Annotated in this window: 23 protein-coding genes; 10 read left to right on the top strand and 13 right to left on the bottom strand. The window is 49.4% G+C overall.

From position 1 onward, the window contains the following. Positions 1-360: 360 nt before the first annotated feature. From AB1E22_RS15220 to AB1E22_RS15180, 9 genes are all read left to right on the top strand, one after another. Positions 361-1,278 (top strand): hypothetical protein, encoded by a 918-nt coding sequence (locus AB1E22_RS15220; RefSeq protein WP_367596076.1) that lies wholly within the window; start codon positions 361-363, stop codon positions 1,276-1,278. 115 nt (positions 1,279-1,393) lie between these two features. Continuing rightward, a complete protein-coding gene (locus tag AB1E22_RS15215; RefSeq protein ID WP_367596075.1) occupies positions 1,394-2,260 on the top strand; it encodes a GTPase family protein in 867 nt (288 codons plus the stop codon). 49 nt (positions 2,261-2,309) lie between these two features. Beyond that, a complete protein-coding gene (locus AB1E22_RS15210; RefSeq protein ID WP_367596074.1) occupies positions 2,310-3,137 on the top strand; it encodes a DUF932 domain-containing protein in 828 nt (275 codons plus the stop codon). 226 nt (positions 3,138-3,363) lie between these two features. Then, positions 3,364-4,050, top strand: coding sequence for a helix-turn-helix transcriptional regulator (locus AB1E22_RS15205; protein ID WP_367596073.1), 687 nt, complete (start codon positions 3,364-3,366; stop codon positions 4,048-4,050). A gap of 70 nt (positions 4,051-4,120) precedes the next feature. Further along, entirely contained in the window at positions 4,121-7,267 is a 3,147-nt protein-coding gene (locus AB1E22_RS15200) for an AIDA repeat-containing protein (RefSeq protein ID WP_367596072.1), read from the top strand. 246 nt (positions 7,268-7,513) lie between these two features. Beyond that, a complete protein-coding gene (locus tag AB1E22_RS15195; RefSeq protein ID WP_437178419.1) occupies positions 7,514-7,930 on the top strand; it encodes an antirestriction protein in 417 nt (138 codons plus the stop codon). 26 nt (positions 7,931-7,956) lie between these two features. Then, the gene (gene radC, locus AB1E22_RS15190) at positions 7,957-8,421 is read left to right on the top strand and encodes a RadC family protein (RefSeq protein ID WP_437178418.1); all 465 of its coding nucleotides are present in this window, start codon (positions 7,957-7,959) and stop codon (positions 8,419-8,421) included. A gap of 13 nt (positions 8,422-8,434) precedes the next feature. Further along, the gene (locus tag AB1E22_RS15185; RefSeq protein ID WP_367597382.1) at positions 8,435-8,770 is read left to right on the top strand and encodes a type IV toxin-antitoxin system YeeU family antitoxin; all 336 of its coding nucleotides are present in this window, start codon (positions 8,435-8,437) and stop codon (positions 8,768-8,770) included. A gap of 66 nt (positions 8,771-8,836) precedes the next feature. Continuing rightward, on the top strand, positions 8,837-9,157 hold the full coding sequence (locus tag AB1E22_RS15180; protein ID WP_367596069.1) for a TA system toxin CbtA family protein: 321 nt from the start codon (positions 8,837-8,839) through the stop codon (positions 9,155-9,157). 137 nt (positions 9,158-9,294) lie between these two features. On the opposite strand, the gene AB1E22_RS15175 is transcribed toward AB1E22_RS15180, so the two are convergent. The 8 genes from AB1E22_RS15175 to AB1E22_RS15140 form a co-directional block, all read right to left on the bottom strand. Beyond that, a complete protein-coding gene (locus AB1E22_RS15175) occupies positions 9,295-9,702 on the bottom strand; it encodes an SMI1/KNR4 family protein (protein WP_367596067.1) in 408 nt (135 codons plus the stop codon). Further along, positions 9,699-10,298, bottom strand: coding sequence for an HNH/ENDO VII family nuclease (locus tag AB1E22_RS15170; protein WP_367596066.1), 600 nt, complete (start codon positions 10,296-10,298; stop codon positions 9,699-9,701). Before AB1E22_RS15170 ends, AB1E22_RS15175 begins: the two co-directional genes overlap by 4 nt. After that, positions 10,295-13,549 (bottom strand): ATP-binding protein, encoded by a 3,255-nt coding sequence (locus AB1E22_RS15165; protein WP_367596065.1) that lies wholly within the window; start codon positions 13,547-13,549, stop codon positions 10,295-10,297. Before AB1E22_RS15165 ends, AB1E22_RS15170 begins: the two co-directional genes overlap by 4 nt. A 10-nt stretch (positions 13,550-13,559) precedes the next feature. Next, positions 13,560-14,423 carry a hypothetical protein gene (locus AB1E22_RS15160; RefSeq protein ID WP_367596064.1) on the bottom strand — a complete coding sequence of 288 codons (864 nt, stop codon included), beginning with the start codon at positions 14,421-14,423 and terminating at the stop codon, positions 13,560-13,562. Between the two features lie 14 nt (positions 14,424-14,437). Then, entirely contained in the window at positions 14,438-16,696 is a 2,259-nt protein-coding gene (locus tag AB1E22_RS15155) for a dynamin family protein (RefSeq protein WP_367596063.1), read from the bottom strand. Positions 16,697-16,710: 14 nt separating this feature from the next. Then, positions 16,711-17,685, bottom strand: coding sequence for a dynamin family protein (locus AB1E22_RS15150; RefSeq protein WP_367596062.1), 975 nt, complete (start codon positions 17,683-17,685; stop codon positions 16,711-16,713). 9 nt (positions 17,686-17,694) lie between these two features. Beyond that, positions 17,695-18,591 carry a helix-turn-helix transcriptional regulator gene (locus AB1E22_RS15145; RefSeq protein ID WP_367596061.1) on the bottom strand — a complete coding sequence of 299 codons (897 nt, stop codon included), beginning with the start codon at positions 18,589-18,591 and terminating at the stop codon, positions 17,695-17,697. Positions 18,592-19,536: 945 nt separating this feature from the next. After that, the gene (locus AB1E22_RS15140; protein ID WP_367596060.1) at positions 19,537-20,001 is read right to left on the bottom strand and encodes an SgcJ/EcaC family oxidoreductase; all 465 of its coding nucleotides are present in this window, start codon (positions 19,999-20,001) and stop codon (positions 19,537-19,539) included. 364 nt (positions 20,002-20,365) lie between these two features. Between AB1E22_RS15140 and AB1E22_RS15135 the strand changes: the two genes are divergently transcribed. Beyond that, positions 20,366-21,085, top strand: coding sequence for a FadR/GntR family transcriptional regulator (locus tag AB1E22_RS15135; protein WP_367596059.1), 720 nt, complete (start codon positions 20,366-20,368; stop codon positions 21,083-21,085). An 81-nt stretch (positions 21,086-21,166) separates the two neighbouring features. Here the strand turns inward: AB1E22_RS15135 and AB1E22_RS15130 are convergent, their stop codons facing one another. From AB1E22_RS15130 to AB1E22_RS15110, 5 genes are read right to left on the bottom strand one after another with little or no spacing between them, the layout of a single operon-like run. Continuing rightward, a complete protein-coding gene (locus AB1E22_RS15130; protein ID WP_367596058.1) occupies positions 21,167-22,354 on the bottom strand; it encodes a UxaA family hydrolase in 1,188 nt (395 codons plus the stop codon). After that, on the bottom strand, positions 22,351-22,668 hold the full coding sequence (locus tag AB1E22_RS15125; protein ID WP_367596057.1) for a UxaA family hydrolase: 318 nt from the start codon (positions 22,666-22,668) through the stop codon (positions 22,351-22,353). Before AB1E22_RS15125 ends, AB1E22_RS15130 begins: the two co-directional genes overlap by 4 nt. Before the next feature lie 23 nt (positions 22,669-22,691). After that, positions 22,692-23,456, bottom strand: coding sequence for an SDR family NAD(P)-dependent oxidoreductase (locus tag AB1E22_RS15120; protein WP_367596056.1), 765 nt, complete (start codon positions 23,454-23,456; stop codon positions 22,692-22,694). 16 nt (positions 23,457-23,472) lie between these two features. Continuing rightward, positions 23,473-24,486, bottom strand: coding sequence for a zinc-binding alcohol dehydrogenase family protein (locus AB1E22_RS15115; RefSeq protein ID WP_367596055.1), 1,014 nt, complete (start codon positions 24,484-24,486; stop codon positions 23,473-23,475). A gap of 10 nt (positions 24,487-24,496) precedes the next feature. Beyond that, positions 24,497-25,783, bottom strand: a complete 1,287-nt coding sequence (locus tag AB1E22_RS15110; RefSeq protein ID WP_367596054.1) for an MFS transporter — start codon at positions 25,781-25,783, stop codon at positions 24,497-24,499.

Genomic DNA, 25,783 nt, shown 5'->3' with positions numbered 1-25,783 from the left:
CATTACCTGTTAACAAATGGTCAGATAAAGGGAAATCGGGGACCCTAAGTTGTATTTCAGCTAACAGATGATCTACTGATGGATGAGCACTAAACATGCATTGGTATAAGCAGGGATACCCCTTAATTATACTAAAAACCCAAATGTTCATTCCTGATGCATGACACCTGTCTTTTCAGTACTCAATCATCTCGCAGATAAATCATCAGAATTCCCACACAACTTAGTCAGTAAAAAATCACATTAAAATCATTTAATTATCATAAATAAATCAGTGTTTTTTCAGTCTGTGACCTGACTCCCTACCTCGTAATGGTACGCATGCTAACCTCCTGATGTATAAAAATCAGGGAGAGAGAAATGCTGCACTACGACATGGTCCGTTATGAAATTATGTATCTGAGAACACTGGATGAGATTTTAAAGACGGACCACTCTTTGCTCTACAATAGCTATGACACACCAGAGCAGTTTAGGGACTTAATCACCTGTATACTTGAACAGCACTTTGCCGGGAATAAGGAGCGGATAAGTGATGCCCGTAAGAAACTGAAATATTGGGCTGATTTGATACTTATAGATAAAGAATATTTTGAATGTTTTAAGGGTACACCAAGAGCAACATGGTTCGCACACCACTATATTTTTGAATATCCCGTTATGCCACCAGAAGTAAAATTAGGTGGGCTGGGAAGTACCTTTCCTGATACTAACGTATTTAATAGTCTTTTAATGGCCCCCCCACCTTTCGCAAACCTGAGTAATTTCTCGTTGGATATTGACGCTGATAGCCTTAACCTGGATTTGCTACTAAAACCCGGTACAGATAATCCGAAGAAGCCAAAGCGCTCATTTTCTTGTTTCTATATTAATAATGGGGCGAGTACTGATTCATATAACCCGAGTCCAGTCACGGAGCGTGAACGAATTAACGGAGTGATGAGATATATTGACGATGCTGCAGGAACGCTTGGCGATAAAATCTCTTATTTCAGAAAACTACATGAGTGCTGGCTGGAGCAATATAATTTTTTCCTCAGGGATTTTGAATGGATCTCCCGGGATGATGAAAATCAGCTGTTGTATCTGTGGGACTATCTTCAAGGTAAAAACAGGATAGCAGACTATCTTCGCCCTTATAATACTTCAATGCGATATGACATGGTAATTGCTGCGATTGACGTCTGGAATGTTTCGCCGTATGAGAAACTGGAATTCATTGAAAAGATGAAGCATGCCTGGCAGGCATCAAAATCGTACAAGAAATCTAAAAAGTAACATGACATGCAATCTAAATAATTTCAGATAGATATTATTCTCCTGAACATACTTCATTAGCGGCAGAACCTAACGGTTCTGCCGTTTTTTTGTTTTATTTGTCTCAGGAGATGTCATGAAAAATCAGGATGGCCTGCAACCCCTGCAGGACTCACTTATGGGCTTACCAGAATGGGCATCAGAGCGGGTCATGCAGCAGATTCGTCAACTCACAAACTACGAACCGGTTATCGGCATTATGGGGAAAACAGGTGCCGGTAAATCATCTCTCTGCAATGCCCTGTTTCAGGGCGAAGTTTCACCCATCAGTGATGTGACGGCCTGTACCCGTGAACCCTTGCGCTTCCGTCTGACGCTCGGTGAGCGGAGCATGTTATTAGTCGACTTACCGGGTGTTGGTGAAAACAAACAGCGGGATACAGAGTACGCGACACTCTACCACAAGCAGTTACTTAAGCTTGACCTGGTTCTGTGGCTGATTAAAGCCGATGACCGTGCACTGGCAGTCGATGAGCAGTTTTACCACCAGGTTATTGGTGAGCAGTACCGGCACAGAGTGCTGTTCGTTATCAGTCAGGCCGACAAGATTGAACCTACAGACAGCCTCGGTGGTGGGTTATCTGCTGCCCAGAAGCGCAGCATCAGCCGTAAAATCGTTACTCTGCATGAGCTATTCCAGCCCGTTCATCCGGTTTGTGCAGTATCGGTGCGCACGAAGTGGGGACTCAAGGTTATGGCAGAGCGTATGGTCCGCAGCCTCCCGCGTGTGGCCAGCAGTCCGGTGGTGGCTCAGCTTCAGCGCCCATTTCGTACTGAACAGGTAAAGGAAAAGGCGCGCAGTGATTTTGGTGAAACAGTCGGGGCCGCGCTGGATATAGTGTGCAATGTTCCCCTTTTTCCCGCCCCGGTGCGCACTGTGATACGTGCCGTGCGTGACACTGTGGTCTCTGTAGCCCGCGCCGTGTGGGATTTCTTCTTCTGAGTTTCCTTCTTTTACTTCCTGTTGTTAATTCAGATATCTGAGGTGTTATATGCCCCGTTTAGCTTCCCGCTTTGGAGCGGCGAACCTCGTTCGCCGTGACCGTCCGCTAACCAATGATGAACTCATGCGCTTTGTGCCCAGCGTGTTCAGCCAGGAAAAACATGAATCACGCAGTGAGCGATATACATACATCCCGACCATTACCCTGCTGGACAGCCTACGTTACGAAGGCTTTCAGCCGTTCTTTGCCTGTCAGACCCGGGTTCGAGATCCTGAGCGCCGTGAGCACACCAAGCATATGCTGCGGCTGCGTCGTACCGGGCAAATCATCGGTAATCAGGTGCCGGAAATCATTCTACTCAACTCGCACGATGGCACCAGTTCGTACCAGATGCTGCCGGGGTTGTTTCGCCAGGTTTGCCAGAACGGGCTGATTTGCGGTGAGACCTTTGGCGAGGTGCGGGTGCCGCACAAGGGGGACGTGGTGAGTCAGGTGATTGAAGGGGTGTATGAGGTACTGGGGATTTTTGACCGGGTAGAGGAAAAGCGCGATGCCATGCAGTCGCTGATGCTACCACCTCCGACCCGTCAGGCACTCGCCAAAGCCGCTATCACGTACCGCTTTGGCGAGGACTACCAGCCGGTAACCGAAGCGCAGGTCCTGACTCCCCGCCGCTACGAAGACTATAGTGATGACCTGTGGACCACCTATCAGCGCATTCAGGAAAACCTGATCAAAGGTGGTCTGAGTGGGCGCAATGCGAAAGGGAGTCGCACACATACCCGGGCGGTGCGCGGTATTGATGGCGATGTGAAGCTCAATCGTGCGCTGTGGGTGATGGCAGAGACAATGCTGTCGCAGTTTCAGAATGCGTGAACTCACAGTTTGCACTGAAAAACGTTAAGGCAACGTTAAAGAATGACACACCCTGTCAGTTTTCCGGTCCGTCGGTGAGGATTAATTAACCAGAACTGGCTGCAGCCCCTGTTAACACTGAACTTCCGGGTGTTAAGAAATAATCCCTTCAGTTGACACACCCTGTCACCCCCCCTCTCTAGAATCATATTCCTTTCAGACAGTTAGCTCGTATGGAGAAATGATAATGACACAGACAGAGCGCCGCCACGACAGGCTGGCGATCAGACTGTCGCTGATTATCAGTCGCCTTGTCGCGGGTGAAACGTTAGATATGCGCAGACTGACCGCAGAGTTTGGTGTATCCGCACGTACCCTGTACCGGGATTTTCGCGAACGCCTGATGTATCTGGATCTCGAATGCCGCAATGGTTGTTACCGTCTACGGACCGGTGGCGGTGGTGCACAGGCAGAGCTGGATGTACTGACATTTGCCCATCGCACGGGAATGGCGGGTTTATTTCCCGGTCTCGATCGCCGTCTGGTGAGCCTGCTGCTTGCCTGTGATGACGTACCCTGCCTGACCGGAGACAGTATCAGTGGCATTTCCCCTTCCGCCTCGCTGTCTTTTTATCGTCTGATAAAAGCTATCACCACCTGCCAGCGCGTGACGCTACTGGCTGACGGACAGCGTTGTGAACGGCTGGCTCCTTACCGGCTGATTGCGAAAGACGGCACATGGTATCTGGTTGCTGAACATCACCGGCATCCGGTGGTATTCACCCTGGATGAAATCCATACCATCCAGCCCACGAAAGAAACATTCACGCGTAACGGGCGACTTTACCGACTGGTGGAGGAGGCAACTTTTATCCAGGCCCTGCCACATTTTCGCTGTATTCAACAGTCCCTGAAGTCCCTGTCTTTACCCTGATTTTTCACCGACCCACATCCGTTTTGCGGATGTGGGTCTTTTTTATTCTTTATTTAATAAGGTTAATACGATGAAGCAAAACCTGAACACCAGTTACCGGCTGGTATGGAATGAAGTTCTGGGCGCATTTGTTGTGGTCTCTGAGCTGGCGAAAGCAAAAGGAAAACGCATCGGCGCGGTGCTGGCACTGGCTGTCGCCGGGCTGGTGGCAAGCCCTGCGGCGCTGGCTGATGATTCGCCGGGCAACACCAGTACTATCGCTGCGGGCGACGTGATGAACAATGCCGTTATCAGTAACCACGACACCCAGCTGGTTTCTGGTGTAGCGAATAACACATTCATTAATACCGGTCTGGAACACGGTGAGGATGACGAGGCGAATAGCGGTGGTCAGTTTGTACAGGCGGGTGGCGTGGCAAACCAGACCACCATTGGCGATAACGGGCTGCAGGGTGTACTGGCTGGTGGTAGCGCCACAGACACCACGGTCAATAGCGGTGGTGGTCAGAGTGTGCATGGACAGGCTTCAGATACCACACTTGACGGCGGTACGCAGTGGGTACACAGCGGCGGTATTACCTCCGGCACGATCATTAATAAAGATGGGACTCAGCTGGTAAAAGCTGGGGCACTGGCGACCGGTACCGTAGTGAATACGGGGGCACAGGGCGGGCCGGATGCGGAGAACAGTGACGGTCAGTGGGTTGCCGGTAATGCAACCGATACCACCATTAATGAGAATGGTCGGCAGATTATTGCGACAGGAGGCCTTGCCACCGGCACGGTGATTAAAGCCGGGGGCGACCAGAGTGTGCATGGTCATGCGCAACACACCCGACTGGATGGCGGTAATCAGTACGTCCATGCCGGTGCCACGGCATCGGATACGGTGATTAATGCCAACGGCTGGCAGGTGGTAAAAGACGGTGCGACAGCAGACCACACCATGGTAAATAACAGCGGTAAGCTACAGGTTAACGCCGGTGGCACCGCCAACGATGTCACCATGAATGCCGGTGGGGCACTGGTCACCAGTACCGCGGCCACCGTGTCCGGGACCAACAGCCTGGGAGATTTCAGTGTGGATGCGGCAACAGCCAGTGCCAGTAACGTACTGCTGGAAAACGGCGGTCGTCTGGATGTGCTGGGTAACGGCAGCGCCGATACCACCACGGTCAACCAGGGCGGCGTTCTGGCCGTCGCATCCGGTGGTAAGGCGCAGAACATCGTGATGAACGATGGCGGTGTGCTGATAGCCGATACCGGCGCAACGGTCAGTGGGACTAATGCTTCAGGTGCATTCGGTATTGATGCGGCAACCGGCAAAGCCAGCAATCTTCGTCTGGATAATGGCAGTCAGTTTACCGTCCTGGGCAACGGCAGTGCAGATAACACCACCGTGGGGGCAGGTAGCACACTGAAGGTGGCACAGGGCGGTACACTCACCGGCACAACAACCCTTAATGACAACGCCACTCTTGAAGGGAATGCCACCAACAGCGGGCAACTCCATATCAGCACAGGTAGCGGACAGAATGCCGCCATCAATGGCTCAGTGAGTGGCGATGGTCAGTTACTCAAGGAGGGTGAAGGCACCCTGACCGTCAGTAACGGCACGCTGTCCCAGTCACAGGTGACCCTGAATCAGGGGACGCTGGCACTGAACAATGCTGTGATTAACAGCGACATTATTGCCCTCTCCGGTACGCAGGTGCGCCTGACGGGCAACTCGGTAATGAACGGTGCAATCGACCCGACCGATGTCACGCTCGACAGCGGTGCCAGCTGGAATATTCAGCGCGGTGCCGCAGTGAAATCGGTTCTCGACAACCTCGATAACGCCGGAACCATCAGTTTCACCCCTGCGCAGGATCAGTTTGTGCCTGAAACGCTGACGGTGACTCATCTGACGGGCCGCAACGGCACCATCAACCTGTCCATCCGACTGGATGACCCGACCTTCCCGACCGATATGCTGGTGATTGACGGCGGTACGGCAACCGGTAAAACCTGGCTGAACTTCACCAACACCGGCGATGCCGGGCTGGGCCTTGCGACCACGGGCAACGGTATCAAAGTAGTGGATGCAATTAACGGGGCGACCACGGATACCGGAGCCTTTGCGCTGGGCCGTAAACTGCAGGCCGGTGCCTACAACTACACCCTGAACCACGGCAGCGCGGATGAAAACTGGTATCTCACCAGTGAGACCGGTTACCGTGCCGAAGTGGCGCTCTACTCCTCTCTGTACGCACAGAGCATGGATTATGACCGCGCACTGGCGGGCACCTACAGCCAGCGCAGCAGCGCGGTGACTGGCCAGGGGCTCTGGGGTCGTATTCAGGGCGGTCATACCGGGCATGAGGGTAATGGCGGGGTTGCACAGGGGGATACCCCGGAAAGCAGCGGCAGCTACGGCTTTATCCAGCTCGGCGGAGACCTGCTGAAACGCAACGCTGGTGCGTTTTCGCTGACTGCGGGTCTTTATGGCGCAGCGGGTCAGTCTTCAGTTGAGGTGAAAAACGATGACCGCTCTGCTGCAGGTGATGTCCGCGACACGGTTTACAGTCTCGGCGGCTATCTGACGGCGGTTCATGGCTCCACTGGTCTGTGGGCTGATGTGGTGGCGCAGGGTTCACATCACAGCCTGAAGGCTGTTTCAGATGATAACCGTTTCGACACCCGGGGAACCGGCTGGCTGGGCTCGGTGGAAACGGGTCTGCCGTTTAATATCAGCCACGGTCTGGTGCTGGAGCCGCAACTGCAGTACGTCTGGCAGGGCCTGTCTCTGGATAATGGTCATGATAATGGCGGCTATGTGAACTTTGGCGACGGCAGTGCACAGCATGTGCGGGCCGGGCTCCGTTTTGGCCGTTCATCAGAGATGGACTTTGGCAAAGGCATGTCCACAACGGCTGGTTTTGCTGACAGCATGAAGCAGCGTGTCAGCGAACTGCCGGTGAACTGGTGGGTGCGCCCGTCCGTTATCCGCACCTTCAGCAGTGATGGCGAGATGAGCATGGGCACCGCAACAGCTGGCAGCAATGTCAGCTTCACCCCGTCTCAGGATGGGACCTCAGTTGACCTGCAGGCCGGTCTTGATGCCCGTATCCGTCAGAACGTGACGCTGGGTGTGCAGGGTGGCTATACCCGCAGCGTCAGCGGTAACAGTGCAGATGGCTACAACGGTCAGGCGACGCTGAACGTCGCCTTCTGATAACTCACTGGCCCCGACGACGGGGCATTGCATCACCACACCAGGCCCCTGTTGCTCACGCAGCAGGGGTTTTTTTCATGCAGGCGCAATACCGCTTTCTTTCCTCAGCCTTACCCGCTTTATCTCAGTATTTTCTTTATTACTCATCTCACGCCAGCCAGCCCTGACGGCTGCCTTTTTTATATCTGGAGTAAAACCATGACCATACAAACGGATATCACCTGCGAACCGGTTACTGATTTACAAATGAATCACACCATTACCGCCAGCCCGGTATCTGATGAACAACGTCTGGACTTCTGGCCGCAGCACTTCGGGCACATTCCGCAGTGGATACTTATCGAGCCCCGCATCTTCGGCTGGATGGACCGCTTCTGCGAAGACTACTGCGGCGGTATCTGGCATTTCCACACACTCAGCAACGGTGGCGCGTTTATGGCCCCCGAAGCTGACAGTGATGAGAAATGGGCGCTGTTTAACAACATGAATAGCAACCGTGCGGAAATGAGCGCGGAAGCAGCGGGCATTGCGGTGTGCCTGATTGAGTACAGCCATCATGCCTGTCGTACGGAGTGCGATGCCATGACCGAACATTATTACCGTCTGCGGGACTACGCCCTTGGTCATCCCGAATCCAGTGCCATTCTCGCCATCATCGATTAAGGGGCTTTGCCATGGAGAAACAACTGATGCTGTTTTCACCGGAATTATCGTTACCGGCACAACGCACGATTAAACGCGCCCTGAGTCTGCTTGACCAGCACCTGCGCGAACCGGGTGTGGCATTCACCTCCACACAGGCGGCCCGCGACTGGCTCAGGCTGAAGATGGGAACGCTTGAGCGTGAAGAATTTGTCGTGCTGTACCTCAATAACCAGAACCAGCTGCTTGCCCACGAAACGCTGTTCACCGGCACCCTCAGTCATACCGAAGTCCATCCCCGCGAGGTGGTAAAACGCGCCCTGTACTTTAACGCAGCGGCAGTGATTTTTGCCCATAACCACCCGTCCGGGGAAGTGACTCCGAGCCAGGCAGATAAGGTCGTTACCCAACGACTGGTACAGGCGCTGATGCTGGTGGAAATCCGCGTGCCCGACCACCTGATTGTCGGTGGCAGGCAGATATTCTCCTTCGCCGAACATGGCCTTCTTTAACAGGAATAAAATGATGAATAAAGACGCTTTCCAAGTCTGGGGTCTTAAACGAGATATCACACCGTGTTTCGGAGCGCGGCTGGTGCAGGACGGTCACCGTCTGCATTTTCTGGCGGATCGGGCAGGATTCAACGGTTCGTTCAGCGAGATGCAGGCCCGACAACTGAATGAAGCCTTTCTACATTTTGTTGCGCATATGGAACTGATGCTGATCTCCGGTGAGCTAAATCCCCGATATACGCACGGCGTCACGCTTTACCGTAACGGACTGACCTGTGAAGCTGATACGCTGGGCAGTCATGGGTATGTGTATATCGCAATTTATCCCTCAAATAAGCTTAAAGACTAATCCTCAGCATCATCTCAGCTTTGTAAGCCTTCAATTCTTTTCTTCCTTTATTAAGAGACTCAACTCATGCAAATCTCAACTGTACTGGCCACTGTGCCGGTTACGTCACGCCTGTCGCCCGTACAGGTGTGGCAACAACTGTTAACGTATCTACTGGAACACCATTACGGCCTCACACTCAACGACACGCCATTCCACGATGATTCAGCTATTCATGAGCACATCGAAGCGGGAATTACGCTTGCTGATGCGGTGAATTTCCTTGTGGAACGCTATGAACTGATACGCACTGACCGCAAAGGATTTACATGGCAAGAACAGACGCCATTTCTGACCGCTACAGATATTCTCAGAGCCAGACGAGCTACCGGGCTGATGAATACATAAATTCTTCGAGCTTCATTCCTGATTTTTACCTTTGCACTTTTCACTCTTTTCATTCACAGCATAACCCGCCAATTATTATCAACTGGCGGGTTTGTTTCATGAACTAATAAAGCGGAAGTCTAGGTATTTGTCATTTATTACTTAACGTCAAAAATGGTACGTAGCAGGAAGGCTTCAAGTATTTCATCACTGATTTCCACCACGCCGTTAATCATCGACCAGGTGAGGATTTTGCACTGCTGATTGTCATAAAGGTAATAGTAACCATCGCCAATATCACAAAGCGGGACGGCCTGCGGCGGATAGTCCTTGCCGTCACGCAGTGGTTCTATCGCGCTCAGAATATTCAGATGTGACGTCGCAGGAACCCCAAGGCCGTTAACCTCCGTAGCCCCGGAGGCAATCAAACCAAACTCAGACAAATAGGTTTTATATTCCTCTGAAAAATGCATCCGTAGCGCTTGTTCCGCAGCACTAATTTCATTCTCTTTTGCAGGGCGAGTATCGGCACCTTTTGCTGCAACCTGCTGAGCTAACTTCTTCATGCTGCCTCCTGCTGACGTTGTTTAATCTCTTCGGCTCGTGCTTTCCAATGCGCTTCACGCTCTTTGGCAAACGCGCCACGATCGATTTCAGACTCTTTAGTAGTGTCGTGCAGAATAATGTTATTGCCACCTTCCATGTGCTGCGCGTGCGTCAGTTCCGCCAGCGGGGAATCTGCCTTCTGCCCGACGTGATGCAACTCGATTGGCCTACCATTGGCATCCAACGGTGGCTTGCCCTTTTCCATACGTTCGAGGTTGGTATCACCTAATGCATCGGTTTGATCCAGGTCGATTTCGTTATTAATTAACGCATCATTGCCGTTAACGGTATGACATTCCAGACCTGCATCCTGGTAAATCGCCGCCTCTTCTTCACTGTTTATACTTTCGATCACCTCATCACTGTAACCCCCCTCACTTAAAACCTCTTTGGTTTCTTCAGAAAGCGGAGTCAACTCGTTACGTGGAAGCTCCAGGTCAACTGGCCTGTCGAGTTTTTCAACATTAATTTCCTCAATGCGTATCTCCTTCACACTTTCCAACAGCTCGCCCAGCGATTCCGCTGCCAGCTCTTTTAAAACTGTCATCTCGATCATGCTACTATCTCCGGGGTGACGTGTTTACGCCATGCGGCATAGACCTTCAGGTATTCATCATTTCTGCTGGCCAACTCGCGCAAAAAGCACTGCTGTACCGCCAGTTCAAGTCCAGCGGGCAACTCACCGGTTTGCTTAACGATAAGCTGGCGGAACGAGTGCGCCAGTTCATCAAAACCAGGCGTGGTGCGAACGCATCTTTCAATGGCGGTGGTGCAATCCAGCAGGTTAACGACCAGCTTTGCCAAACGAGCAAAATGTTGTTCGTTCTGAAGGCTGATTTCTCCGGTTGCGCGAAACTCTTCAAATAGCGTTTTCAGCACAATTTTTTGCCCGGTTGCCAGCAGGCTGCCTTCCAGTCCGGCCTCCAGCGTTTCCAACGGAATTGCCAGCGGCTGCCGCAGGCGCGTAGCCATCAGCCAGGCAATCAGCTGCTGGTTAAAAAGCTGGGGGCGACACGTATTCACGGCGGCGGCTTCGTAGCGGTAGATCTCTTCTTTCCCGGCAAACTTATTAATCCGACACAGCACAGGCTCCAGCCAGTCGTTCTGATAAACCAGCGCCACCCCTTTGGGCAGGCGCGCAAGCTCATCAAGTTGCTCGTCGTTTAATCCAGCGGATTTCCCCGCAATACGTCGGTCGGATTCATCCGGCAGACGCATGATAATTTTCGTGTTGGTATTACGAATCGCAGAAATATCAACAGCATAAGGTGACTGGTCGGCAATAATAAATCCCTCTCCCCAGGTCCGCATTTCGGCAATGGCGTTAGAGAGCATTTCCACCGATTTTCCCGTAATGTCATTTCCTTCCCCACCGCCGCCAGAGGTGCTGCGCTTAAGGATATTGTGTGCTTCTTCCAGCACCGTGACATGTTTTAGTGGTTGGTTCATACCTGAAAACGCGGCGCGGTGTTCGCTTAGGCGAATCACCAGGATCCCCATGATCAGAGATTTTGTTTCCTGAGAACCAATGCGGCTGAGATCGACAATCACGTTACTGTCGAACAGTTCTGAGTTATCAATTTCTTCCCCGCAGAAAATCAGCCCGTTCAGACCATTGGTCAACGATTTCACGCGCGTCACCAGTGAGCCGGTGTAGTTGCTTTTAAGCTCCTGGGAGTAGGCGGAATCATCGATCACGGCTTTCAGCTGCACCAGCAGATCGTTGAACGTCGGGAACAAAGCCGGAGTGAAACGGTTAACAGAGCTGACCATATCCCAACCGCATTCGCTGTAACTTTGCAGAATGGCCTCTTTAAGAATGGCGGGCATCGCGGCATACATCGGCCAGCACATGGTGAAGATCTCCACCAGCCGATCGATGTGTTCAAGGACGTGAGTCTCATTCGGGAAGCGGAAGGGGTTGATGCGCAGCAGCTCGCTGTACTTCGCATTGCTGCCCAGCACCCGGACGTCGCTACGGTGGCCAAACATATGTTTGTATTCACCTTTCGCCGGCTCAATCACCATAAATGGCACCTGATGGCGGCCTAGCTGGGAAAGAAGCTCGTAAATGGTATTACTTTTCCCGGCGCCGGTTGAACCCGTGACAAAAAGATGGCTCGCCAGCTGGTTGACATCCAAATTAATAGTTTGCGGCAGGTCGTTCCACAGATGGCGTATCGAGCCGAGGCAGATTTCACGACCGGCACGCTTTCTCTCGCCGCTGCTGTCAAGACGCTGAACTTTACGCCCGAAAGCCTGGGTCTGAAGCACCGCCACGGTGGAGGTAGAGCGGCGCGGCAGGCTAAGCTGAATCGCCATTTCTTTGCCCGATACAAGCGTCGCAGGCGTCAGGTAATCAATATTGATGCCTTCAGAGAAGGCCGGTGTGAGGCGCGGATGCCTGAGCGTCGCCAGCCAGTCAAGCACCACCTTTTTGTTTTGCGACTGCCAGGTAGTCAGGGCAAAGTCTTCGGTGCTTGAACGGCTGCCACGCATCAGACCGAGGAAAATGCTGGCTAAGGACTCAGACGAGGCTGCGCTGTCGCCGATAAAGTAAGCTGCAGTTTGCCAGCCACCGTAAGTGCGCGCTTCGTTGACGCGCTCCAGATGATGGTCAACTTTTTCCAGCATCTTTTCGATGGTCTTGTCGCTAACTTCCAACGAGATTTGCTGGCTGCTTCCCTGGGTTTTGTTCAGCGAGTGGCTGTCGGTACGGCTGGTGGTATCGGTTTTACTCGTTGTTGTGCTATGGGCATGCGACAAGTTTTCGGTATGACTTTCGGAAAGGCTTTCCGATCCACCGCTATTTATGCTGCCAGAAATATTTCTTGGTAACAGTGTGTTTTTCAGTAGGCTGCCGATGCCACGGGCTATCCCCACGTTATCGCCCTGAACGCGTGCCTGTTGATATTCATCATAGGTGCGTGTGAAAGCGTCGGACGTGCTGACAGTTTGCGACTCTCCCCAGCTTTTACTGGTCGATTTGCTAGTAGTGTCCGAAGTGCCTTTAGTTTCGGTCATTCCCAGGCTTTCGCCCAGCGACTGGCTTAGCCCTTCACTGATGCTCAAACCTACGCTTTCGCTGTCCTGGACGCCAAACGAGTATTGCCTTTTCGCCAGGCATGAAAGCTGGGTCGCCACCTGCTCATAGCCGGTGCGGATCACTTCCAAATTTTGTGGCGAAACCGGCTCCGCGAGGATCAGAGCCTGATAAACCCGACTTTCCGCAGCATCGATAAAATGTTCTAGCCCCTGCATGAAATGTTCATGATTATCCGTGGACAAGGACGGCACGCCAGTCACAGCGGTGATAGTTGCCGAAGGCTCATCTTGCTGCGCCAGCGCCCCTTCAAGCAGTTCGTCGGTGTCACCTGCCGCCAGCGGCACCAGGCTGCTGCCGGAAAAATGTCCCTTGAAAGTTTCTTTGAGCAGTTCGCCAGAATTATGCCCCAGCATTTTTCCCGGCGTACCGCGCGTACCAATGTACAAATTGGTTTCTCGTCCATCGGACTTCAGGAACAGGAAGACGGCATAACCGGCTGCACCCAATGCGGTATAGGCAGCCGTGGTGCTTTCAAGTACCGACTGTTTGTTTTCCTGTACGATGCGCTCGATGCGGAATATACGGATATCCCCTGCACGGTTGACCGGTAGCCCCGTCTGGGTAGAGACGGACTGCAGAGGGTAGTTTTTCATCTCTGCAAGATAACTGCGGTTGATAAGCACTCTTGCTGATTGCAAAGTCACATCCGTGCGCTGCTCAAGCTCTTTAAGCCGCGACGGCGTTATGATTTTTTGAGACATAAATCCCCCTTTAGAGTAAAGAAATCACCAGCGCCGCTAATACAGCAAGCGCGCCACCCGCCATCAGCGCAATGCGCAAAAAGCCCGGCTGAGAGGCAGCGGAAGATGAATCAGATTGCGGGCGAGAAGCTCCATTCTCCTGTTGGAATTGGGGTTGAGCTTTTGGCTTGATGATAATGCGCTCAAAGCCTTTCACTCCGCGCAGACGCAGCGAATTTCGCACCGTTATCAAGTGCTCGAAACGGACTTTGGCAAAGTTGCTATTCAGATAAGAAGTTTGCAGGTCGTAGTAATCAGCATCCCACTGGGCGGGGTCGTTATTCATTTTTCCTGCCAGAGAGTTTTCCTCGTAACCTACAAATAAATCAGCGACCCTGGCCTCAGCCCAGGCGACGGCTTTGTTGATTTCATTATCTGCCAAACGGTTGTTTTCAAGTTCATTGATTAAGGCCGAACGCACCATGCTGATAACGCCTTGTTCAACCATTCTTCCCAGATTGATGCCGGGTAAATAGCCTTGCATGTTCATTTTATCAGTTCCCTCTATAGGTTTGGTTATCGGCGTTTTTGCAAACCCAGCAATACCATTCCGAATAAGATGCTCACGGACATCAATAAGATGACGGATGCGTTTCTCAGCGAAGTTGTTCTCTGCCAGCTTACGTTGGCGGTCGAAATACCCGGCGTTCCAGTCAAGCGCATCCGGCTCAATGGCAGCGAAGATCTCGTTGACCCGGTATCCATCAAAGAAATCAGGAATAGCGGAGCTGGAAGCGACAATCTGATGTATTTCATCTGCTTCCAGTTCGTTACGGGTTAACTGCTCCAGTAAATTCTGGCGCAGGGTTTGCCGTTTTTTAGCTTTATCGTCCATCATGACTCCCTTCATTAAATGGCCAGCGTGTTATCAAGCTTCGCTTTAAACTCGATAATCCATTGCTGCTGCTCTCTTGCCTCAGCAATAGTTTGCTCGCGAACCTCTTTATTGTTTAACTGCTCTTGCATCACGCTAATCAAAGCTTCAAATTTCTCATTAAATTCACGTTCAATAAAGGCCAGATAGTTTTTCACCAGCTTATCTTTATCAGACTCAAATTTTTTCATCGCTTTTGTCCGGAAGTCATTAAACTCACTTTCAATAATGGTCCGTTTCTCTTTCCAGGTTTCATTCATATCGACATATTCGACGGTGCGATAATCGTATATGGTACGTTTGCGCCCCCAGGAGAAAGGGTTATACCAGCTAGAATCGCTGACCTCGCGGCCGTTATAGCGTTCCTCTTTGGTTTTAACGTCCTGATCGTTGAGGCTAAGATTAAGCGACATATCCTGCATACTCTCTTTGAGGCCCTGCAGCATAGGCAAAGCCAGCGTGCGGGCTTCATCAAATATATCGGCGATAAATTTCAAATACTCTTTTTGCAACTCATCTTTAATATGCTGCTGCCCATCCGAGAAGGCGATTTCAAAATTACTGATAAGATCGTTACTGGCAAAAGTTAGTTTCCGCTCGGCATTTTCTAATTCAATTTTTGCACGGTTTATATCCACCTCACCCTGGGCGCTAATTTCATTAGACAGTTCCTTTAACAGGCGGCGGAACTTCTTATCTTCATGGGTGAATTTATCAGCAATGAACGCCGGTAATCCTTTCCCTTCACGACGAACCTTTTCTTTATAAGCTTCGGTATCCAGCCCCTTTTTATGCCGTTCCTGTAGAAGATTAATTTCATCATTAATCATCGCCAACTCTTTCTCATCTTTCTTAAGCTGCTCGGCAAGCTGGGTTTCTTTCATGCCCAGACCAATTGCACGATGCAGTGCGGCATAGGCACGATTCAGACGCGTGGGTACGTTATATTTATCGATGTATTCATCAATCATCACTTCCACGGCCGGCAGGCCGCTGCGCTTGAGCACATTGGTGAACCCTCGTTCTTCAAGGCTGCGGCGCACGCGCGAGGTGAGCGGCATGTATTCCGGGAAGTTCATCGTGGGTTCTTCAAGAAAAAGCTCCGCCATACCGTTTAAATCACTTCGCTCTTTACGGGTCAGACCGTCTGGATGTTTACGCAGCAGGTAAGTTAACTGCGCGGAAACAGGGTAAATTTGCGGATTATTGATGCCATTATTCTCAAGATATTCTTTAATTCTCTCAAGTGCTGCACCGACATACTCGCCTTTTTCCGGGTCGAATTCGTCCATCTTATTCACCACAAAAATAAAGCGATCCTTGCTTTGCTTACCGCCTTTTTTCATGGTTTCCGCAACCAGACTCAGTAACCTTTTATCATCGTCGGTGCCCAGCTGAGTACCATTCAATACGTAGAGGATCAATGGGTTACGCTTCGAATCCTTGATGAAGCTCATCGTTTTCAGCGCGTGATCCGCGTCCTGGCTATTGTTTGGCCCCGGCGTATCGGTTAGCACCAGACGAACATGGTCGCGTGGCTGCATCGCCACAATATTGCCACGCAGCTCAATTTCCTGCGTGTCCGGCAGTTGGTTCCACTCTTTGAGGATATCGGCATTAATTTCGGGCAGCGATTGTTCCTCACCGCTGCTGGAAAAACGGCGCGCGGCAAAATTATTTCCCGTTGTTTTATCATCAAAAATTTGCGCGATAGTCGCCGTGGTGGCTTCGTTCGCTGCAGGCAGCAGATCCTGTCCGAGCATGGCATTTATCAACGTTGATTTACCCGAAGACATGGTCGCTACCACATACACGTTAAAATCGTTGTTAAATGCCTCCCGAAAATCGTTACGTACCTGCTCGTTATTAACGATGTAGTCATTGAACTGTGGGTTAAGCTTCGCCTCCTCCATCAGCGCGTTAATTTCGTCCAGACGATCTTCCGTGGCCCGTACCGGTTGCCAGCTCAGATTGATTTCCATACCGCTTTTACGGGCTACAGAGGCGGCATCCTGTACGTCCATAAAGTCGGATTCAACGCCTTTGAACTGTACGTCAAGCTGAGTTTCGCCGTTCAACAGCGCCTGTAACTCGGCAAACAGAGATTCCACCCAAAGCTGCAAACGAGCTTCTTTATAGCTGGAGAGTTTACAGCCTGATGCAGGCTCTACGCCGTTGACCAAGAATGTTGACTCTACGGTAAAAGGGTTATGTTCCAGATAGATAGTGTTCATAGTTTTCCGAGTAATTAATTATGCTGTGAAAGAAAAATCTCAAGGGTACGGATACCGCTGTAGGCTATAAACTGTGTTAGCTCAGTTTTATCAAAAGTATCGAGATAAGCATTTTCAGGCTGACCTCTTTTTAATTCAGAACGAACCTGGCGCTTAATAGCGAGAGGTATTTGTGACGCTTCATTAAGATTAAATTTATTCTCCCTGAATCGTTGAAGCTCAGCCTGAAGGCGATGCTTTTGATTTCGGGTAATGCTTTTACGACTGAGAACTTTTTTGGCAATTAAGGATGTTTGCATCATCGCCGGGATAATCACCGGCCGTGAATATCCTGTTTGCTCCAAATAATTTCGGGTTTTTTCAAGGAAAAGCTCGATCGTCTCGCCGCGCTCTTCATCGAGCTGATCCACCTTATTGAGGATAAAAATAATCTGGTTACCTGAGGCCAAGGCAGGGCTATTTTTTATCTCCTGCAGCAGCTGTTTGTCGTCTTGCGTCGCCAACTGGGTTGCATTGAGCACGTAGACCAGCAGTTTTTTACCCGGTAGCGTCAGCGCCGCATCCAGCAGGGATTTATGGCTGGCATCTTGGCTATTGTTCGGCCCTGGAGTATCGTAAATCACCAGCGGCTTTGCGGTCTTACGCAGGCTCTCAATGCGGCAATCCAGCTCTATATACTTCACCGCCTGATGGTCGTTCCACTGTTTGAGAGTCGCACTTTGCACATTATTACTACGTTCATGGCATTCGCCCTGTTGGGTGTAGCTCACTCCTTCGATGCGCTGACGTAAATTTCGATTATGAGTAATACGCGTCAGCGTCGCCGTTGCTGCTTCATTCGCTGAAAAAAGAACTTCATTGCCAAGTAGCGCGTTAATAAGCGACGTTTTCCCTGCACTCATGGTAGCCGCAATAATTACATTACAATGTTCAGACCTACTAACTAGTTTCTTGGCGGACTCTTTTTTACCTAGTTTCTTTTCTGCCATGTCCTTCCCTTATATTCCCAGATAACCTCTGATCTCTGCTTCCATTTCTTGCTGCAAACTTTCAGGTGAAATAATTCGCAAATGAGGGAGCCAGTATTGCACCACAGGCAAGACTTCATTTTTATGCGACACATGAGACGAGATAATTAAACCGCCATCTGTCAACTCTTTTTCGATGACCTGTCCCAGTACTAAATCCCTGCGTAGAAAATACTCAGCCACTGCAGGGGAAACTTTAATCACCACTTCAAACTTCCGCTCGTTACTCCACACGCTCTCTTCATTTTTCAACTCCTCTAATAGCGTTGGCGAACGCTCAAAGAGATCGAAGGTACAATTGAGGGTAGATATTTTACCGAGCGTGAACTTCTTCATTTTTTGGTCATGCTGCGCGGCGAGATACCAGACTCCGTTATGGTTAATTAACTGGTAGGGTTCAACGCTGTAGTTTCGCTGTTCGGCACGCTTGTAATAACTAAATGACACGCGACGGCATTCATCAATCGCCTGCTGCAAGCGTGTGAAGTTGTCGGTTTGTTGCTCATTTTTGATATAGCGATGACCCATCACCAGCACATTCTGCGCGGGTGCAGGGTAAAACATGGACTGGAGCATTTTTCTGTCCAGCACCGGGAATAATTCTTTTACGCCAGCCACCTTCGCGAAGGTATCGATGCTTGAGGCATCAAACTTTCCCAAATACTCCGGGCGCAGGCTGTAGCTGTTAAGATCAATGTTTTTTTCTATCCCCACAATAGCGAGTCGCTCTTCGATATCACGACGTATGGTGCGCTGGTGGACCCCGTATTCTTCAGCCAGACCGTTAAGCGTTAAAGTCTCGCCACGGTTAAAACGTAATAAAATATCCGCAAGACGTGTAGCCAATAAGAGATTCTTTTTGCTCATTTTTCACTTCCGTGTTTTTCATCATGTTAGTGAGCTTACATGTGCTAGTTGACAGGTTATGTCACGTATAAAAAAACTCTGACATAAATCATTCTATCGAGATCAGTTAATAGTTGTATCGGCACTTATGAACGAAACTTAAACGAAATATCCTCTTGATCTTACCGCTGACGTCATCCAGTACAACAGGATGGAGTTGAAGGATGAAGGGTGGATTTCATAATCATGGTATCGCGCCCACCCCGTAGGTACCGCTGGTGAATAGATTTTTCCTGCGTCTCAACAGAGACCACAGCCATGAAACTGATTAAGGAAAATCAACATTTGTTGGATAATAAGACCATATCCAGAGATGTTGGCGGCGCGGTAATTCACAGTTACAATCACCAAGCTTGAAATCACTTATTTTTCAGCGAAATACGACTGGGGGCCTAATTGGGGGCTCCTGAGTTTTTCGAACAGCGAAAAAACCAGTAATAACAATGGGAATTAGGCTTCAATTCGAATCCTGTAGGGTCTTTTTTTATGTCTGAAATTCAGTGAGTTGGCTGATTTTAGCGCGTCGAAATTCTCTCAACATCCACCGACATCTACCCGCATCAAATTGTGGCAGCTCTGCCAGAGATTCAGGCAATGCCAGTAATCAATAGTATGGAGTGTGTATTTAATGCGCAGGGCGTGATTATTGGTGGAATGATGCCGCAACCGCTGGTTGAAAAGCTGATTAACGCCTGACCTCTTTGTACAATTCCGTGCGCAGCCGTTATCCGAAAAGTGCCAGAATCCGTATTGGCATCTTCGGCAGCGATACGCCTGCGTCAGGTGCCGACTCATTGCCAATATTCGATGAATTTAATCCGCAATATGAAGTTATGTTGAAATAGGCGCTAAGCCTGTAGAAATCAGGGAGCGGCCATCGCCTACTCCCTGCACTGTTCTGGTCTATTACGCTTCAGGCATTGCCGAAGAGTGGTGAGTAGAGATTTTCCACTCTTTACCATCCCACGCGTAGGTGAAGGTATAACGTGCTGAAACTTTGGACTTATCGGCAAACGTGAAGGAGTACGTCCCGGTATCTATTGCCTTATTACAGCCCACGCGAATGGTACGCGTGTCAATTTTACCGGTCGGTTTTTTCGCCAGGAAATGCTCAAAGTAGTCAACGCGTTCAGCGTCGGTTAAACGAGCTTTGTTAGATAAGGTGGGCAGTAAAACGGCATCGCTGAGGTAATTTTCAGAAACCTTCTTCGCATCGCCCGTTTTCAGAGAATCGTTCCACTTATCAAACAGACCTTCAATTTGAGCTTGATTGGCCTTTACACATTCTGGTGCGGTGGTGGTTGCTGGTGCGGCAAAAACGGAGCCGGAAAGTAATGTCAGAGAAACGGCGAGTCCAAGTAATTTCTTCATTTAAATCATTCCATTATGAGTTATTCCTGGAGCAAAGATGCCAGTAATAACATAAATGAACAAATCAAATTACACATAATTACATCATGAAATTATTTACATACACTTCATGCAGTAAATAGAGATAACAGTATAGAAAAAAGGGTTTTTACGACGAAGTCATTCGAATTGACTGAATTGAGCGATGCCCTTCCTGGCATCGCTTTTTTAAAGTGTAATAACAGAAATCAGAATTGCCACCTGCCGCTGCCAGGTCAGATACAGGGCAAGGCTGTCGCTACCTACGCCCCCAAAAACACAAAACCAACGTTGTCGAAAACAGCAATTCAGATCATACTATCATCCTGTATGATAGGATGAGAGCATGGATATGAGTCTTACCGCGACGATACTTGAGAAAACCACACTGTCGGAACAAGTAAAAACCTATATTTTAAACCTGATCACTGAGCAGAAACTCAATCCCGGAACAGAGGTTCCTAGTGAGAAACAACTGATTGAAACCCTTGGGGTTAGCCGCGGCGTCATTAGGGAAGCATTTCAATCACTCTCGACGCTCGGCGTACTGGATATCAGCAGTGGTAAACGACCAAGGGTACAGACCGTAAACCCAACAGCACTAGGTACAATCTTTCATTATTCAATGGCTACTCGCCAGGTCAGTGCAAGCCAAATTCTTGAATTACGATGCGCGTTAGAGGTTAATTGTGCTGGGTTAGCCGCGATTCACGGCACTGAGCAAGATTTCGAGCAGCTACGTGAAGAAATGAAGCAAATACGTATAAGTTTCGGCAATCATCAGCAATTTATTATCCATGACGCGCGATTTCATTTAATACTCGCAAGTGCGACAAATAACCCGTTATACAGCTTGCTATTACAAGCCTTACGGGCGTCACTGGAAGAATCAATTGCGGCTGGATTGCAAGCGCAGGATAGCCAAAAGCATGCGGAGCAAATTGTTGATTTCCATCAACAAATTACCGACTGTGTATGCGCCCGGGATGCTGAAGGTGCCAGAAAAATGATGCAAGCCCATTTTGATTCTGCGATTAATGCTTTAATCAATAGTTCAAAGATATAATCATAAAACCAGGGGTAGATATAAATCATCCCACTGGTTTTTTAGATTAATAAAAAGCTGAATAAACTGTCGTTCTTTACGTCAAGCAATACGACAGCCACCCTTTTCATAATCAAACGCTTTATAAGTCAGAACAAATTCACTATGGCCAAGGCTTTCTGATTTTGTTTCAGACCCGCTCGCTATCTGAGATATGAGTTGTAAAATATCTTCCGCGACTTCATCAAGCGTGGCATTTTCACTGATGATTTTACCCGCATTAATATCCATATCTTCATGCATGTTTTGCCATGTTTGCGGATTATTACAGACCTTTATCACGGGTGAAATAACCGAACCCACCACGGAACCTCGTCCGGTTGTAAATAAGACTAAATGGCAACCCGTAGCAATTAACTCAATAATTTCAGATGTATCATTAATATTTGGGTAACCAAAACGAGGTTCACCATCCGGTACGACATCCATTAAATACAAACCGGGTTGTTTTGGGATCTCTGTAGGCAATATGACTCCAGAAATAGGGCTGTCCCCGGATTTGGTATACGCGCCGAGAGATTTCTCTTCCTGAGTGGTTAACCCACCAACCGCATTACCATTAGAAAAACTCCCTAACCCCATCGTGGCGTAATAACGTTGGGCTTTGTCCATCGCTCGATCAATATCATCCCGCGCTTTCTGGCTTGCCGCTCGTTGCATCATATGAGGTTCACAGCCGATCAGCTCGCCACTTTCCTCGAATATACACGTTGAGCCGGAGGCAATGAGCTGATCGAAGGCGCGCCCAACAGCCGGATTACCCGTGATCCCGCTCGTACCATCAGATCCACCACAGATAGTGCCGACGATCAGATCGCTAAACTGAATCTCACGAGTCGGCACCAATGATGCCTGTGCCAGCATACTTTCAACTAATTGCTTGCCTTTGGCGATAGTAGAACTTGTACCACCCGCTTCCTGAATAACCAATTTATGACATGGTCTACCGCTGGCTAATATATCTTCTGCTAAGCGGTCACGATCAAAGTTTTCACAGCCCAGGGAAATGATCAATACTCCGGCCACATTACTGTGTGTGGCGAGATTTTTTACCAGCCGAAAACCATAATCTGAGGGGTAACAGCCTGAAAATCCAAAATGCTGCACATCTAATCTATCAAACGATTCAGCAATTTTTTTGGCAACATGGCTGGCACATTCGACCATAAATATTACCTGAATAGTATTACGGATACCGACCTGCCCATCCTGCCGAATATAGCCTCTCATGTTGTTTGATCCTCTGTATTCTGATAGCCAGCATCCTGGTGATGAAATACCGCGATATAATCACTCTTCAGGTTGTGGCTATGAATGTGTTCACCCACGGCAATATATTGAGTCGCCGAGCCAATAATAGCCCCATATTTAATGACTTTATCTCCGGCGGATAATTCATGCATGGCAAGCTTATGCCCAAGGGTCACGTTACTACGGGCGAGCAATTCTCCCCCTTCATAACTGAGCTTTTCCCCTTCATGGATATCAGCCAGTGCTACCAGGCAATTATCTTGTGGATGCAATTGTAATAACTTGTTTTTCATCTTCTATTCCAACCCACACGGATTTAAAAGCCAATTAATGCGCCGCCATCAACCACCAGAACATGGCCGCTAACAAAAGATGCAGCATCTGACGCCAGGTATGTGGCCGCCCAGCCAATATCCTCAGGCTTACCGAAGCGTTTCATTGGCGTACGGCCAAGAATTTTATTCTTCCGCACATCATCGCCTTCAATTGCTTTACGCAACATTGGGGTATCAATCCAGCCCGGCGCGATACCATTAACACGAATACCTTCAGCGGCGAGCTCCGTGGTTAAACTATGAATTAATCCAAGGTATGCCGATTTTGCCGCTGCATATCCAGCCACCCACGGCTGGCCGATAAATGATGTCATTGAGGCGGTAAATAGCACCGAGGCATTACCCAACTCTTTCATATGTGGAACAAGTGCCTTAGTGAGAGCGAACGCCCCCACCACATGCACATTCATCACAGATTGAAAATCAGCAACGCTCATTTCTTCAATTGGTTTTTTACAATGATTACCGGCGTTATTCACCAGAATATCGATCTGCCCGTATTCTCTGAGTAAATCGGTTACCCATCTTTCGGTATTATCAGTATCTCCGACATCAAATGAACTCCAGCTCGCTTGTGGCCCAAGCTGTTGGGCCGCAGCCTGTGCCTGTTCGCCATTACGCGCAGCAATAATGACCCGAGCACCACTTGCCACCATACATTGTGCGATAGCAAACCCCAATCCACTGGAGCCTCCAGTAATCAGCGCTGTTTTGCCATCTAAAGAAAATATCTTATTCGCTGACATTAACTGCCTCCTGAGATTAAAGTTCGATAAGAATTTTGGTGATAGAACCCGGATCAGCAGCCCAACGGGTAAAAGCCTGATCGGCTTGATCTAACGGATAATAAGCGCTGATGATCTTTTCTACCGGATAGCGGTTTTGCTCCATCAACGCGATCACTGCCCGAAAATCTGTGACCGTTGCATTACGTGAGCCCCGAATATCCAGCTCTTTGAGTAAGAAGCGGGCACTGTCAAAAGTAACCGGCTTTTTTGCATAACCGACATAAACCACTCGCCCAGCAAACGCCACTACATCGACGGCCTGCTCAATCGTGCTGGCAAGCCCTATCGCTTCAATCACAACCGCAGGGCCATGGCCATCATTGAGTTTGCCAAGTAACGCGGCAACATCTTCCGTCTGACTGTTAATAAACTGTGTCGCACCACATGCTTTTGCGACCGCCTCCTTACGCGGATCAATATCAATGGCCACAACACGCGCACCCATTGATGCCGCAGCAGTAATAACGCCTAAACCAATGACGCCACACCCCATCACCACAACCCATTCGCCAACGTTGATTTGTGCCCGCCTCGCGGCGTGCAGGCCGACAGACAGCGGCTCAATCAATGCCAGTTGCTGACTATTGAGTGAATTACAGACCAGTACTTTATTTGCGGCCATAACCAATTTTTTCACCATACCGCCCTGACGCTGCACGCCAAGCGTCTGGTTAAATTGGCAAGCATTGGGTCGCCCACTCAAGCATGCACTGCAAGCTCCACATTCGGTGCAAGGCAGAACCACTACGCGATCGCCCGTTTTACAGCTTCTTACTCCATGGCCGACTTGCAGCACCACGCCGCCGATTTCATGGCCGGGAATACACGGATAGACAGTTAAGGGATTCCCCCCGCGCCAGGTGTTCAAATCGGAACCGCACAGACCCACATACTCGACACCAACCAACACTTCGCTTTCGTTACACTGCGGTTCTGCAATCTCGGTAAAATGAGCCGGTTTATCCTGATTTATTACTAATGCTTTCATACTATTAACCTCATGCAAGCGGTGTGGTTTCTGTGTGAGAACGTACAGTAACGGGTCGTATAAACAGTGCCACACCTAGCGCACCAATCAGCCCAACAACGCCCGCAAGTACAAATGCCGCAACAAAGCTACCGCTGTACTGAACGATCATTCCGGTGACAATGGGAGCGATCACCCCTGCAGTATTGGCAATCAAATGGATAAATCCCCCGACACTCCCCACACTTGCGCTGTCAACATTGTCAGAAACGATAGCCCACGGAGCCGCCGCTGCCAGATACATAAAGAAAATACCAACCGCCATCATTGCGACAGCCCCAACCGTTGACTGCACATTCCCCGCGCCTGCCAGGCAAATAGCCGACAGAACCAGCCCAGATGAAATAATTAATTTTCTCGATAACAACAGATTTCGCGTCTTTTTATACACCGCATCACATGCCATTCCACCTAATGCCATACCTATGCTGCCAATAATCCAGGGAATGGCTGATGCAATACTGAGCTCTTTAATATCCAGGCCTTTTGCCATGGATAAATAACTGGGAAACCAGGTTAAGAAGAAATACAAAATATAATTAATGGCAAAAAAAGCGACTGCGGTGAAAATAATAATCGGCTGTTTTAAATAAAACGACAGGGGTGTTTTTTTATCTCCAGAGGGACTAAACAATACACCTTTCTGTGCTTCATCATATTCAGCGATTTCCTTTGCGGAAACTTCTGCATTATCATGCGGTTTATCGGTGAATGATTTCAACCAGAAGAATGTCCAGATAAAACCTAGCGACATTAAAATAATAAACGCTATACGCCAGTTCCACATCACTGCAATAAAACCAACAATGGGCCCGGCAATCGCGCCCCCCAGCGGATTCCCTGAGTTAGCCATTCCGACTGCGCGTGCTCGCTGATCGAGTGGAACCCAGTTGCTGATCGACTTGTTAATCGTAGTACTGATTGGCCCTTCACTCATACCAAACAGCACACGCACGACAAAGAGAGCCCCATAACTGAATACCAGCCCGGTCAGCCCACAAAATAAGGACCAGGAAAGCATGGCAATAGTGAAGACTTTTTTCGGGCCAAAAATATCCGATAAATAACCGCCAACAAAATTAAACAATGCATAGCCGAAAAAGAAACTACTTAGCATGAGTCCTACTTCTGTAGGGCTCAAGCCGAGATGATCTTTTATATAAGGCATGGCTACAGAGAATGCCGCCCGATCAAGATAATTAATAACCCCGGCAATAAATAATAGAAAGACTATTTTCGAATGCTGTCGTTTGAACAT

Origin of the sequence: Buttiauxella gaviniae (assembly GCF_040786275.1) — a bacterium.
Classification (GTDB): Bacteria; Pseudomonadota; Gammaproteobacteria; order Enterobacterales; family Enterobacteriaceae; genus Buttiauxella; species Buttiauxella gaviniae_A.
This window is presented reverse-complemented; position numbering and strand designations above follow the sequence as displayed.

Bases quoted from the DNA above. Each gene is read 5' to 3' on its own strand.
- AB1E22_RS15220 (WP_367596076.1), top strand. From the start codon at position 361: ATGCTGCACTACGACATGGTCCGTTATGAAATTATGTATCTGAGAACA.
- AB1E22_RS15215 (WP_367596075.1), top strand. From the start codon at position 1,394: ATGAAAAATCAGGATGGCCTGCAACCCCTGCAGGACTCACTTATGGGC.
- AB1E22_RS15210 (WP_367596074.1), top strand. From the start codon at position 2,310: ATGCCCCGTTTAGCTTCCCGCTTTGGAGCGGCGAACCTCGTTCGCCGT.
- AB1E22_RS15205 (WP_367596073.1), top strand. From the start codon at position 3,364: ATGACACAGACAGAGCGCCGCCACGACAGGCTGGCGATCAGACTGTCG.
- AB1E22_RS15200 (WP_367596072.1), top strand. From the start codon at position 4,121: ATGAAGCAAAACCTGAACACCAGTTACCGGCTGGTATGGAATGAAGTT.
- AB1E22_RS15195 (WP_437178419.1), top strand. From the start codon at position 7,514: ATGAATCACACCATTACCGCCAGCCCGGTATCTGATGAACAACGTCTG.
- radC (WP_437178418.1), top strand. From the start codon at position 7,957: ATGCTGTTTTCACCGGAATTATCGTTACCGGCACAACGCACGATTAAA.
- AB1E22_RS15185 (WP_367597382.1), top strand. From the start codon at position 8,435: ATGAATAAAGACGCTTTCCAAGTCTGGGGTCTTAAACGAGATATCACA.
- AB1E22_RS15180 (WP_367596069.1), top strand. From the start codon at position 8,837: ATGCAAATCTCAACTGTACTGGCCACTGTGCCGGTTACGTCACGCCTG.
- AB1E22_RS15175 (WP_367596067.1), bottom strand. From the start codon at position 9,702: ATGAAGAAGTTAGCTCAGCAGGTTGCAGCAAAAGGTGCCGATACTCGC.
- AB1E22_RS15170 (WP_367596066.1), bottom strand. From the start codon at position 10,298: ATGATCGAGATGACAGTTTTAAAAGAGCTGGCAGCGGAATCGCTGGGC.
- AB1E22_RS15165 (WP_367596065.1), bottom strand. From the start codon at position 13,549: ATGTCTCAAAAAATCATAACGCCGTCGCGGCTTAAAGAGCTTGAGCAG.
- AB1E22_RS15160 (WP_367596064.1), bottom strand. From the start codon at position 14,423: ATGGACGATAAAGCTAAAAAACGGCAAACCCTGCGCCAGAATTTACTG.
- AB1E22_RS15155 (WP_367596063.1), bottom strand. From the start codon at position 16,696: ATGAACACTATCTATCTGGAACATAACCCTTTTACCGTAGAGTCAACA.
- AB1E22_RS15150 (WP_367596062.1), bottom strand. From the start codon at position 17,685: ATGGCAGAAAAGAAACTAGGTAAAAAAGAGTCCGCCAAGAAACTAGTT.
- AB1E22_RS15145 (WP_367596061.1), bottom strand. From the start codon at position 18,591: ATGAGCAAAAAGAATCTCTTATTGGCTACACGTCTTGCGGATATTTTA.
- AB1E22_RS15140 (WP_367596060.1), bottom strand. From the start codon at position 20,001: ATGAAGAAATTACTTGGACTCGCCGTTTCTCTGACATTACTTTCCGGC.
- AB1E22_RS15135 (WP_367596059.1), top strand. From the start codon at position 20,366: ATGGATATGAGTCTTACCGCGACGATACTTGAGAAAACCACACTGTCG.
- AB1E22_RS15130 (WP_367596058.1), bottom strand. From the start codon at position 22,354: ATGAGAGGCTATATTCGGCAGGATGGGCAGGTCGGTATCCGTAATACT.
- AB1E22_RS15125 (WP_367596057.1), bottom strand. From the start codon at position 22,668: ATGAAAAACAAGTTATTACAATTGCATCCACAAGATAATTGCCTGGTA.
- AB1E22_RS15120 (WP_367596056.1), bottom strand. From the start codon at position 23,456: ATGTCAGCGAATAAGATATTTTCTTTAGATGGCAAAACAGCGCTGATT.
- AB1E22_RS15115 (WP_367596055.1), bottom strand. From the start codon at position 24,486: ATGAAAGCATTAGTAATAAATCAGGATAAACCGGCTCATTTTACCGAG.
- AB1E22_RS15110 (WP_367596054.1), bottom strand. From the start codon at position 25,783: ATGTTCAAACGACAGCATTCGAAAATAGTCTTTCTATTATTTATTGCC.